Raw genomic sequence first — 13,084 nt, forward strand, 5'->3', positions numbered from 1 at the left:
AAAAAAAATAAATATATTGAAATTGAATTTTACTTATTAATATTTTTTACAAACCAAAACCAAAAAACAAATGCTTATGAAACGAATTTTAGCAGTGTTAGGATTAGTTGTGTTTAGCTGCCTTGGTGCAGCAGCACAGAACCGATCTATAACAGGTGTAGTCACAGACGCGGATAAAAAGGGTATTATTTCCGCCACCATCAAGGTAAAGGGAATATCCATTAGTACAGTAACAGATTTTGAAGGACACTTTACAGTGACAGTTCCTGCTGGTAAAGCCACTCTGGCGGTATCATCAGTTGGTTTTGTGTCAAAATCAGTTGATGTTGCCGGAAATGAGAACAATATTACTATTGTGTTGGCCGAAAGTACACAAGAGTTGGGAGAAGTGGTTGTAACCGCTTTGGGAATCAAAAAACAAAAAAAATCTCTGGGATATGCTGTTCAAGAGATAAAAGGGACTAGTCTGGTTGAGGCGAGAGAACCCAATTTGGCTAATGCTTTAACAGGTAAAGTAGCCGGTTTACAGGTAGTACGTTCCAGTGCCGGTCCTGGAGGATCTTCAAAATTGGTTTTGAGAGGTTTTAACTCATTGACTGGAGATAACCAGCCGCTTATCGTTGTGGATGGAGTGCCAATGGACAACTTTACTGGAGCCTCTAATAACGACTATTGGAATCCTAGCCTTGACATGGGTAACGGTATTTCGGATTTAAATTCCGAAGATATTGAAAGCCTTTCAGTATTAAAAGGACCTTCAGCTGCGGCTCTTTATGGATCCAGAGCTGGAAATGGTGTAATTTTAATTACTACTAAAACCGGTAAAAAACAAAAAGGATTAGGAATTACTTTTACGTCTTCTGTTGGATTTGAGAGTATTTTTACGAGACCAAAACAACAAAACAATTTTGGTCAAGGTTCTGATAATATTTCAGATGCGCGTTCTAATTCAAGTTGGGGACCAAAAATTGAGGGTCAAAGTTTGGTGAATTGGAATGGTGTTACTGAGCCTTTGGCTGCTTATGATAATGTGGGCAATTATTTTAGTGCAAGTGGTATCACTAAAAATAACAGTATTTCGTTTCAGCAATCGATCCAAAAAACATCTATTTATACCTCAATAAACCGAATGGAAGATCAAAGTATGGTTCCTGGGGCTAAATTAGGTAGAACAAACTTGCTTGCCAGAGCAGTAACGAAATTTGGAGATACCGACCGTTGGACAGCAGATACTAAATTTCAGTATACTAATGCAAAAGCAAATAACAGAACAGTAGGCGGACCTAATGGGACTAATCCGTTTTATTTATTAAATATTTTTCCAAGATCGGTTGATATTACACAGTTTAAAGATGCTACTGATGCTAACGGAAATATGATTTGGTTTGGTGGCGGTAGCGGAGTTAATCCATATTGGGCTAATAAATATAATGTAAATGAGGATGTTAGAGATCGTTTCATGATGAATGCATCGTTGAAATATGAAGCTACTAGCTGGTTGAATGCTGAAATTAAAGCAGGTGCTGATATGTACACTAATAATTCTAATGCAAGAACATATGCAGGTAGTCCTATGACGGCTACTGGTAGATACAGTTTAGGAAAAAGTACTTATACAGAAACTAATTATCAAGGTTTATTGATTGCTAAAAAAGATGATTTGTTTGGTAAATTTGGAGGTATGGCTACTCTTGGAGGAAACCTTATGGCGCGTAAGTCGTCATCAATAGGGGCTAGTGCAGGTCAATTAGTAGTGCCTAATTTATTCACCATAAATAATGCCGAAGGCAACCCAAGTGTAAATGAATCATTTAGTAGAAAATCAATTAATTCTCTTTTTGGATCGGCTCAGTTGAGTTATGATGGCTATTTATATTTAGATGCTACTTTTAGAAACGATTGGTCATCAGCATTAAGCAAGAAAAACCGTTCTTTCTTTTACCCTTCAGTAAGTCTCTCTTATGTGTTCTCCGATATGTTTGCAGCAATGAATAAAGAGTTGCCAGATTGGTTCTCTTATGGTAAATTGAGAGCGAGTTATGCTTCGGTTGGTAATGATTTAGACCCTTATAAATTATACAATCTTTATGGTATAGGTAAGGATCCTAATGGAAATACAACTGCTTCAAGAGGAAATGTATTATATAATGAAAATATAGTAAGTGAATTAATTAAGTCAACTGAATTTGGTGCTGAGATGCGTTTCTTCAAAAGTAGATTTGGTATTGATGTAACAGTTTACAAATCTAATGCAACCAATCAGCTGATAGAACTTCCAATGGATCCGTTAAGTGGGTACAGAGCGAAGATAATTAATGCTGGTAATATTCAAAACAAAGGGTTGGAATTAGTGGTTGACGGAAAAATATTGACCAATCCAAATTCACTATTATGGAATATTTCGGCTAATTTCTCCACTAACGAAAATAAAATTGTTTCACTTACTGATGATGTATCAGTATATCCTTTAGGAGGGTTTGATAATATTAAAGTTGTAGCCGAAACAGGAAAATTATATGGAGAAATCTATGGTAATAAATTTTTAAGAGTGACTGATGTTAACAGTCCATCATACGGACAATTAATAATTGGTGCTGACGGATTGCCACAAGCGGCTAGTGGTCCTGCTGTAAGTTTAGGAAATCAACAAGCAAAAGCTATGCTTGGATTAACAAATACCTTTGCTTACAAAGGGTTTTCTATGGCGTTCTTGATTGATGCCAGATTTGGTGGACAAATGTTCTCAGGAACTCTTGCTGACATGCAACAAAGCGGAACAGCATCTCAAACAGTAGTAAACGGATTAAGAGAAAACATCATTGCAAATGGTGTGGTTGTGAGTGGTACTGGTTATGCGCCTAATACTACATCAGTAACTCCTCAATTGTATTGGAGTAGGGTAGCAGGTTCAGGTAATCTAGGTATTACGGAGGCTAATATTTATGATGCGAGTAACATTCGTTTAAGAAATGTTCAATTCAATTATGATTTTCCTGCAAAATTCCTATCTAAAACAGCTATCCAAAAAGCAAAAATAGGATTATCTTGTAATAATGTATGGATGATTAAAAGTCACATGAATGGACTTGATCCGGAATCTGTATTTGCAACTGGTTCTAACGCAACTGGTTTTGAAAATGGTTCAGCACCAACGGTTCGTACTTTCTTAGTTAACCTTGCATTGAGCTTTTAATCAATTATAAAATTTTAATCATGAAAAATATAGTAAAAAAATCAGGTTTAGTTTTAGCAATGGTGGCTATGCTAAGTTCTTGCGATAATTTTGACGAAATAAACATAAATCCGACAGCCGCTAATGGGGATCAGGTACAGGTAGAGTATTTCATAAACAACTCTATAATTGGCGCGCAAATGAATCCGGATGTGGCCGAAAGATCATTTGTGCTTTATTGGAAAACAGCAGGACATCAAATGCTAAGCACCGGTATATCTGGCGGTAGTTATGATGATGGTTGGTCCAGTGCGTATTACAATAGTTCTGCAAACTGGTTAAATGCTGTGAATACAGCAATACAAATAGCCGATGAACAGCAAGCTAAAGGTATTGTCAAGCCGTATTCAGGAAATCTAAAACAAGTGGCACGTATTTGGAGAGCTTATTTGATGAGTGAATTGGCAGATAACTTCGGACCTATAGCTATTGAGGCCTTTCAAGGAAAAAATCCAGAATTCAACAACTTGAAAGATGTTTATTATTTTATGTTGGCCGAGCTTAAAGATGCTTCTGAGAAATTAGACGTGTCGGTTTCTAATAACAGTAATGCAAAATTAAAAAACGAAGATCCGGCTTATGGTTATAATTATGTGAAGTGGAGAAAATATGCCAATTCTATGCGTCTTCGTTTAGCTATGCGTTTATCTGAAGTAGATCCTGCAAAAGCTAAACAAGAATTTGAAGCTGCTGCTGCGGGTGACTTATTAAGAGATGCTGCGGATAATTTTCAGGTACAAGAAAAACCGGGTTGGGATGATTTGACAGGTGTAATGAGTCGCGAATGGAATGCACAGATTATATCTGTAACTCTAAATAATCTTTATATCGGTTTGGGTGGTATAAAATCCACAGACCAGTTGGCCCCTTCTTTCCATGCTAGTGTGAAACCAGCCAATTATATAGGATTAAAATTTGCCAATCATTTTGCAACGAAAACAAACGAACCTGCTGCGGGCTATTGGTTAGATGGTTTGCCAAATATGATAGACCCTCGTGCTTATAAAACATTTAGTATTCCTGGGGATTTCACTAATCCTAATTTTTCACCATACCCTTCTTGGGATAATAGCTCAAAAACGACATCAAGAAATTTGAAGGACGCTAATGGTGCAATAGTAAAAACAATTGACGCTACGAATACTTGGAATGCTTTTGCTACAGGGAATTGGGGTACAATGGCAAGTACAAATGAGGTACGAGCTTTCAATGGTACTATGCCAGGTTTATCTCAAGCATTTAGAGCAAGTAAGAGCCAACGTATCTTTTTTGCCTCATGGGAAACTTATTTCTTGTTGGCTGAAGCAGCTGTTAAAGGTTGGGCAGTACCAATGAGCGGTAAAGAAGCTTATGAAGAAGGTATTAAAGCAAATTTTGCCTATTGGGGAGTTTCTTCTCATCTAAGTGCTTATTTAACATCTGAGGATTACAATAGAGCGGGAACTTCTGTAAGTTGGAGTCATACTACGGAACCAGCTGCAAGTCATACTATGAATTATGTTGATGGATATACAAATACTCCTGGAGTGGCTACAATTCTTTATCCTAAAAATAATTTGTATAAAAATGGAGCTGTTAAAAATGATTTATTGACTAAAATTATAACTCAAAAATTCATAGCGCAAACTCCTTGGTTACCTTTGGAAGGATGGAACGATCATAGAAGATTAGGTTTGCCTTTCTTTGAGAATCCTGCAGTAGAACAACCATTAGTAAATTTACCAGCTTTGACTCAAAGTAATTACATGAGTAATCAAGTTAGTTTCTTTCCACAACGATTGAGATATACTTCAGGATTGAGAAATTCAAACCCGAAAGGTTATGCCCAAGCTGTTGAGTTTTTAGGAGGAGATGATAGCGTCTTTACACCGCTTTGGTGGGCTAAACACTAAATAATTAAGTATAAAATTTGAGTTAGTTTGAAATAAGTCGGGTAGCAATCTGCCCGGCTTATTTTTAATAATAAAAGCATTATTAATAAAATAGAGTAGAGCTAAATAGTTGTAGCTACTTATAGAGAGATAAAAAAACAGTTTAATTTTTTTCTTTTTGCATAAAAACCGGAAGTGTTTCCTGCAAAAAAAATAGAATTTAAAATTCGCCTCTTTAATAAATAGCGATCTAAAAAACTTCTTTGTTTGCTTATCGATGCTTTAAAAGCACTAGATTTTACCTTAATTAAATTTTGAAAAAAAGTTAGCTATGTTTGTTTATTTTTAATAGCTACTTTAAGAAATAAACTTTAAAAATATGTTATTAATGAAATGTGAAAAAAGATTTTATTGGTTAATGATTATTTGCCTGACAATCTTATCATTTGGAGCAAATGCTCAAAATAAGACGGTCAATTTACATGACGGATGGCAATTTCGTCAGGTGGGAGAAACGAAATGGTATGCAGCTACAGTGCCCGGAGAAGTGCATAGTGATTTGTTGAAGAACAAATTAATACCCGATCCCTACTACCGTGACAATGAAAAAAAACTGCAATGGATCGAGAAAAAAAACTGGGAATATAAAAAGTCCTTTCAAGTCAATGCCGAAACCTTAAAGAAAAAACATTCAGAACTCGTTTTTGACGGTCTCGATACTTATGCAACCGTTTATCTGAATGACAAATTAGTATTGAAAGCCGATAATATGTTTCGTCAGTGGCGTGTTGATGTGAAAAAGCATCTGAAGACCGGAACGAATAATTTGGTGGTTGTCTTTCAATCGGCGCAAAATGTGGTGGATTCCTTGGCCAAGAAAGATTTGCCTTATGTAATTCCGGATAATCCCCGCGTCTATGTGCGTAAAGCCCAATATCATTTTGGTTGGGATTGGGGACCTAAATTAACTACTTGCGGAATTTGGAAAGCGGTTCGATTAGAAGCTTATGATACGAAAGCGGCAGAGAAAGCTTTTGTTCCAAGCCGAAAAATAGAGTTAGTGCAACAACCGGACAGCCTTGGAAAATCATTTTATTTCAAAATTGATGGGAAAGCCGTTTATATGAAAGGAGCCAATTATATTCCTTCGGATGCATTGCTTTCGCGCATGACCAAAAAAGAGTATGAAAAAATAGTTTTGTCGGCCAAAGATGCCAATATGAACATGCTTCGCATTTGGGGCGGAGGAATTTATGAAGACGATTATTTTTATGATCTGTGCGATAAATACGGAATCAATGTGTGGCAGGATTTTATGTTTGCCGGATCAATGGTACCTGGAGATAAAGCCTTTTTTGACAATGTGAGAGAGGAAGTAAAATACCAAGTAAAGCGTTTGCGTCATCACAAAAGCATTGTTTTATGGTGCGGAAATAACGAAAGCGACGAAGCCTTTAAAAACTGGGGATGGCAAAAATCGATGAATATGTCTAAGCAGGATTCGACCCGTTTATGGAAAGATTATGTTCGCTTGTTTCAGGATAGTATTCCAAAATGGGTGAAGGAAGTTGACCCAAGCCGACCATATATCAGCAGTTCGCCATTGTTTGGTTGGGGAAGAGAGAAAAGTTATACCGAAGGCGATAGCCATTATTGGGGAACCTGGTGGGGATTAGCAGATATTGAAAACGTACAAAACAAAACTGGTCGTTTTGTGAGCGAATACGGGATGCAGGCCATGCCGAATTATTCATCCATAGAAAAATTTACCCTTCCTGAAGACCGCCATTTATTTTCGGATGTATTAAAAGCGCATCAAAAAGCGGGGAATGGTTTCATGAAGTTGAATTCGTATTTGGATCGTTATTTTATCGATTCGACCAAAGTGAAACAGATGAAGGTGGAAGATTATACCTATCTCACCCAATGTTTGCAATATTATTCGCTTAAAAATATTGTTGGGATTCACCGTTCTAAGGCACCTTATAATATGGGAACCTTGGTTTGGCAACTTAACGATTGCTGGCCGGTGGCAAGCTGGAGTATTACCGATTACAATAATCGCCAACCCAAAGCAGCCTGGTACGCCATAAGAGAAGCCTATCGGGATGATAAAATTGCCGAAATAGACCTCAAGCGCCCTAAAGATTTGCCTTTAGAAGATCCGCAGATCAGTTGGAAAATTAAGGGTAATGAAATTATAATCAAAGCGATGAAACCTGCAAAATATGTCTTTGTAGACATTAAAGGTTATACCGGCAAATTGAGTGATAATTATATGGATTTGGAAGCCGGTAAAGAAATGCGAATTTCGTTCGAAGGCAAAATAGCGAAACCTATTATAAAAATCACTTCTCTTTATGAGGTGCTCAACAGATACAAATAAAGAAGAATCCCATTGGTTTTTCTAGATGAATTTAATTTTAAACATAAAATAAAGAATAATGTTTGCAAACTATAGTAAAATAGCGGTTTCAGGAATTACCGTATTGAGTTTGTTTTTTGCCCAGCCGGCAGTATCACAGCTAAAGACCAAAAAACAAGTTCCAGTTAATTACAGTCAATATGTGGATCCACTGATTGGTTCTGCAGGACATGGTCACGTATTTGTTGGTGCCAATGTGCCTTTTGGAGCCGTTCAATTGGGCCCGTCTAATGTTTTTGAGGGTTGGGATTGGTGCAGCGGATACAATTATGCCAGTAATACGATATTGGGATTTACCCATACGCATTTAAGCGGAACAGGAATTGGCGATTTGAATGATATTCTGTTGTTGCCGGTAACCGGAAATGTACCGCTTACTAAAGGAACCAAAGAAGACATGAAAACAGGTTACGGTTCTTATTTTTCTCATAAAAATGAAATCAGTAAGCCTGGATACTATAGTGTTCTACTCGATAAGTATAAAATTAAAGCAGAATTAACAGCCTCAGAAAGAGTAGGTTTTCATAAATATACTTTTGATAGAACGGATGATTCTCACATTTTACTTGATCTTGCCGATGGTTTGGGATGGGACAAACCAGTACAAACATTCATTGAGAAAAAGGGAAGCAATACGATTGTAGGTTATCGTCATTCGAAAGGATGGGCAGATGATCAACGCCTTTATTTTGCCATTGAATTCTCAGAACCTATTGCTAATATTTCGTTATATGACAGCATTAAGGCGGTAAAAGGGAATAAAGGGGAAGGCGTTCGAATGAAAGCGGTACTTGATTTTACAACTTTAAAAAACAAACAGGTTTTAGTAAAAGTAGGACTTTCTCCGGTGAGTTATGAAAATGCTTTGGCCAATATAAAAGCCGAAATTCCGCATTGGGATTTTACCAAAACAGTGAAGCAAGCCAATTCAAAATGGAATGCTGAATTAGCAAAAATTAAGATCGACGCGGATCAAGAAACTAAGAAAGTTTTTTATACCGGTTTGTATCATACCATGTTTGCTCCATCTATTTTTAACGATGTCAATGGCGATTACAGAGGAACCGATAAAAAAGTATATAAAAATGCCGGTTTTACAAATTATACCACATTTTCACTTTGGGATACCTACCGCGCTTTGCATCCTTTGTACACCATTACCCAGCCAGACAAAATCAATGATATTGTTAAGTCATTTTTGGCGATTTATCAGCAACAAGGACGACTTCCGGTTTGGCATCTGATGGGGAATGAAACCAATACGATGAACGGAAATCATTCGATAGCCGTGATTGTAGATGCGTATTTAAAAGGATACAGAGGTTATGATGTGGATTTAGCCTATGAAGCCATCAAAAAAACCTCGATGCAAACGCGTGCCGGGATGGATTATGTTCAAAAGTTGGAATATATTCCTGCTGATTTGCAGTTGGAAAGCGTAGGAAACGCTTTGGAATATGCCATTGACGATTGGTGCGTAGCCCAAATGGCAAAAGCAATGAACAAAACAGAGGATTATGCGTATTTCTCTAAAAGAGCCAAATTGTATGAGCTTTATTTTGATTCTAAAACAGAGTTCATGAGAGGGAAATTGAAGAATGGACAATGGCGCGAACCGTTCAATCCGCTAGCATCTTCACATCGTGAGGATGATTATGTTGAAGGAAATGCTTGGCAATACACTTGGTTGGTGCCGCAAGATCCTTATGGTTTGATAAAATTATTTGGCAGCGAAGAAAAATTCACACGAAAACTGGATTCTTTGTTTACCCAACAAGAAGGAGTTGTGGGTGAGAATGCTTCACCGGATATTAGTGGTTTTATAGGTCAGTATGCACAAGGAAACGAGCCGAATCATCATATTCCTTATTTGTATGCCTATGTTGGGCAGCCTTGGAAAACAGCAAAATTGATCCGCGAAGTTGCTGATAAATTCTATTCTACAAAACCTGATGGTTTATGTGGTAATGAAGATTTAGGACAAATGTCAGCTTGGTATGTTTTATCGGCGATGGGCTTTTATTCGGTTAATCCGGCAAATGGAATTTATGTTTTGGGAAGCCCTTTGGTGAATCAAGCGACTGTGCAAACGAAAAATGGAGTTTCATTCAAAATGACTGCGGTAAATAATAGTGCGGCTAATATGTACATTCAAAAAGCAGAATACAACGGAAAACCATATACTAAATCATACATCACTCATGATATGATTACAAAAGGCGGAGAGTTGAAGTTGTTTATGGGCAGTGTTCCTTCGGCCACTTGGGGAGTAAAAAAAGAAGATAGACCGTTGTAGATTTAAGAAAGTTGACGATTTTATAAGGTATGAGAAAAATAATGATTATTTCGGGCTTGCTTTTCGGTTTTGTAACAGCAGTTGCACAAACTAAAAGACAAACTGATTTGAATATAATGACTTTTAATATTCGTTATGACAATCCGGATGATGGTTTGAATAACTGGAAATTCCGAAAAGAGAATGTTGTAAAAGTGATTCGTTTTCATGAAGTTGATATTCTTGGCACGCAGGAAGTACTTTCGAATCAATTAAAAGAAATCAGCGGGCAATTGCAGGATTATGCTGTCATTGGCGTAGGTCGCGAAGACGGGAAGGAAAAAGGAGAATACAGCCCAATTTTATACAAAAAAGATAAGTTCGCGCTGATCAAGTCGGGTTATTTTTGGTTGAGTGAAACTCCGGAAAAACCTTCAAGAGGCTGGGATGCTGCCTGTGAGCGTATTGCCACTTGGGTACAGTTGAAAGACAAAGCCACAGGGAAGAAGTTTTTTGTTCTCAATACGCATTTTGATCATATTGGTGCTGTTGCCAGAGAAGAAAGCGTCAAGTTAATTTTAAATAAAACGGCCGAATTAAGTGAAGGCTTGCCTCAAATTGTGATGGGGGATTTTAATGCTAGTCCGGAGTCAAGTGTGGTTCAAGGAATAATTCGTCCTACAAATTCGATTGCCCTTTTTGATTCTAAAAAATCAGCTTCATTGGTTTATGGCCCAGATTGGTCTTTTCATGATTTTGGAAGAATCCCTTTTACAGAAAGAACTTTAATTGATTATATCTTCGTAAGCAAAAATGTAAAAGTACTTAAATATGGTGTATTGGCAGAAACGGTAAATGAGTATTTTTTATCGGATCATACACCTGTATTAGTTAGAGTTTCTTTGTAATAAAAGCTAGGGATTCGGTTTTTAGATGACTTGAATTTAAAGAATCACTGGAAGTGTTTGTTTTTATAACACTCCATTAAAAAGATTATAATGATAAAAAAGAATTTAGTTTTTTTCGGCTTGCTTTTTTTATGCCTGGCCGCTAAGGCACAAAATAAAACTTTTGATCCTGTAGAATACGTAAATCCATTGATGGGAACGCAATCGGTGCACAGTCTTTCAAATGGGAATACCTATCCGGCTATTGCCAGACCTTGGGGGATGAATTTTTGGTCACCACAAACCGGTAAAATGGGAGACGGTTGGATGTACACCTATACCGCCGAAAAAATCCGTGGTTTCAAGCAAACGCATCAACCTTCGCCTTGGATCAATGATTATGGACAATTCTCAATTATGCCGGTAACCGGAAAATTGGTTTTTAAAGAAGAGGAAAGAGCGAGCTGGTTCAGTCACAAATCCGAAACGGTTAAGCCTTATTATTACAGCGTTTATCTGGCCGATTATGATGTGACTGCCGAGCTGACTACAACCGAAAGGGCGGCACATTTTCAGTTTACTTTTCCCGAAAATGAGCAATCTTCTGTTGTGATTGATGCTTTTGACAAAGGGTCGCATATCAAAATAATTCCATCGGAAAATAAAATTGTGGGTTACACGACCCGAAATAGTGGTGGCGTACCAGCCAATTTTAAAAACTATTTTGTTTTGATATTCGATAAACCATTTGCTTCGAATCATACTTGGCATGGCAGTGTTTTGGAGAAAAATAAATTGGAATTGACTGACGATCATGTTGGTGCAGTGGTTGGTTTTAAAACCAAAAAAGGAGAGAAAATCAATGTACGTGTGGCTTCGTCCTTTATCAGTATCGAACAAGCGGAGCTGAATTTGACAACTGAATTAGGAAAGGCTTCTTTCGAACAAACTATGGCAGACTCTAAAAAGGAATGGAACAAAGTTTTAGGGAAATTAACTGTCGAAGGCGGCAGCGACGAGCAATTAAAAACATTCTACTCTTGTTTGTACCGCACGGCTTGTTTTCCGCAAAAACAATATGAAATAGATGCTAAAGGCAAAATTGTACATTACAGTCCTCATAACGGAAAGATAGAGTCGGGTTATATGTATGCCGGTACCGGTTTTTGGGATACATTCCGAGCCTTATATCCTTTGTTGAATTTGGTTTATCCTTCGATCAATAAGGAAATGCAGCAAGGTTTAATCAATGTCTATAAAGAAGGAGGTTTTTTACCGGAATGGTCCAGTCCTGGCTATAGAGATTGTATGGTAGGTAATAATTCGGCTTCAGTAGTTGCGGATGCTTATCTAAAAGGAATGCGTGATTATGATATCAATACATTGTATGAAGCTTTAATCAAAGGAGCCAATACTGAAGGTCCGGATGCCACAGGCAGAAAAGGAGTGGAGTATTATAATACCTTGGGCTATGTGCCTTATGATGTGAAGATTAATGAAAATGCAGCGCGAACTTTGGAATATGCTTACGATGATTTTACCATTTGGAAATTGGCGAAAGCCCTAAAGCGTCCGAAAAAAGAGATCAGTTTGTTCGAAAAACGAATGATGAATTATAAAAACGTTTTTGATCCAAAAATCGGACTAATGAGCGGAAGAAATAAAGACGGAAGTTTTCCGGCTAATTTCAACCCATTCAAATGGGGTGATGCTTTTACCGAAGGAAACAGCTGGCACTACAGCTGGAGTGTTTTTCACGACATAAACGGATTGATCGGTTTGATGGGCGGAGAAAAATCATTTGTATCTAAATTGGATTCGGTGTTTACGATGCCACCCATTTTTGACGACAGTTATTACGGATCAGTTATTCACGAAATTCGTGAAATGCAAATTATGAACATGGGTCAATATGCGCACGGCAATCAACCCATTCAGCACATGATTTATTTGTATAATTATGCAGGCCAGCCTTGGAAAACACAATATTGGTCCAGAGAAGTGATGAATCGTTTGTACACGCCAACACCAGACGGCTATTGCGGTGATGAAGATAACGGACAAACTTCGGCTTGGTATGTTTTTTCAGCCATGGGTTTTTATCCGGTTTGTCCGGGCACAGAAGAGTATGTGTTGGGGGCTCCATTATTCAAAAAAGTGACTTTAGAATTAGAAAACGGCAAGAAATTGATCATCAATGCGCCTAAAAATTCAGAAGACAATAAATATGTTCAGGAATTAAAATGGAATAATTCGACTTATACTAAGAACTATATCAATCATTTTGATGTGTTGAAAGGTGGCGAATTAGATTTTGACATGAGCAACACGGCCAATCAAAAAAGAGGAACATCAGCGAGTAGTTATCCATATTCTTATTCAACTTCAAAATAA

Annotated in this window: 6 protein-coding genes; all 6 read left to right on the forward strand. The window is 37.4% G+C overall.

Annotated elements, in window-relative coordinates; genetic code table 11:
* Positions 1–76: 76 nt before the first annotated feature.
* The 6 genes from BUB25_RS06435 (at position 77) to BUB25_RS06460 (ending at position 13,084) form a co-directional block, all read left to right on the forward strand.
* A complete protein-coding gene (locus BUB25_RS06435; RefSeq protein ID WP_072941970.1) occupies positions 77–3,193 on the forward strand; it encodes a SusC/RagA family TonB-linked outer membrane protein in 3,117 nt (1,038 codons plus the stop codon).
* Between the two features lie 20 nt (positions 3,194–3,213).
* A complete protein-coding gene (locus BUB25_RS06440; protein ID WP_072941974.1) occupies positions 3,214–5,124 on the forward strand; it encodes a SusD/RagB family nutrient-binding outer membrane lipoprotein in 1,911 nt (636 codons plus the stop codon).
* A gap of 367 nt (positions 5,125–5,491) precedes the next feature.
* Positions 5,492–7,489 carry a beta-mannosidase gene (locus tag BUB25_RS06445; RefSeq protein WP_072942107.1) on the forward strand — a complete coding sequence of 666 codons (1,998 nt, stop codon included), beginning with the start codon at positions 5,492–5,494 and terminating at the stop codon, positions 7,487–7,489.
* 58 nt (positions 7,490–7,547) lie between these two features.
* The gene (locus BUB25_RS06450) at positions 7,548–9,824 is read left to right on the forward strand and encodes a GH92 family glycosyl hydrolase (RefSeq protein WP_072941978.1); all 2,277 of its coding nucleotides are present in this window, start codon (positions 7,548–7,550) and stop codon (positions 9,822–9,824) included.
* Positions 9,825–9,853: 29 nt separating this feature from the next.
* Positions 9,854–10,711, forward strand: a complete 858-nt coding sequence (locus BUB25_RS06455) for an endonuclease/exonuclease/phosphatase family protein (protein WP_072941982.1) — start codon at positions 9,854–9,856, stop codon at positions 10,709–10,711.
* 90 nt (positions 10,712–10,801) lie between these two features.
* Positions 10,802–13,084: a GH92 family glycosyl hydrolase gene (locus BUB25_RS06460; protein WP_072941985.1), complete on the forward strand. Its 2,283-nt coding sequence runs from the start codon at positions 10,802–10,804 to the stop codon at positions 13,082–13,084.

The organism is Flavobacterium granuli (assembly GCF_900129705.1).
GTDB lineage: Bacteria > Bacteroidota > Bacteroidia > Flavobacteriales > Flavobacteriaceae > Flavobacterium > Flavobacterium granuli.

Excerpts from the sequence above, each read along its gene's own strand:
- BUB25_RS06435 (WP_072941970.1), top strand. The coding sequence starts at position 77 with ATGAAACGAATTTTAGCAGTGTTAGGATTAGTTGTGTTTAGCTGCCTT.
- BUB25_RS06440 (WP_072941974.1), top strand. The coding sequence starts at position 3,214 with ATGAAAAATATAGTAAAAAAATCAGGTTTAGTTTTAGCAATGGTGGCT.
- BUB25_RS06445 (WP_072942107.1), top strand. The coding sequence starts at position 5,492 with ATGAAATGTGAAAAAAGATTTTATTGGTTAATGATTATTTGCCTGACA.
- BUB25_RS06450 (WP_072941978.1), top strand. The coding sequence starts at position 7,548 with ATGTTTGCAAACTATAGTAAAATAGCGGTTTCAGGAATTACCGTATTG.
- BUB25_RS06455 (WP_072941982.1), top strand. The coding sequence starts at position 9,854 with ATGAGAAAAATAATGATTATTTCGGGCTTGCTTTTCGGTTTTGTAACA.
- BUB25_RS06460 (WP_072941985.1), top strand. The coding sequence starts at position 10,802 with ATGATAAAAAAGAATTTAGTTTTTTTCGGCTTGCTTTTTTTATGCCTG.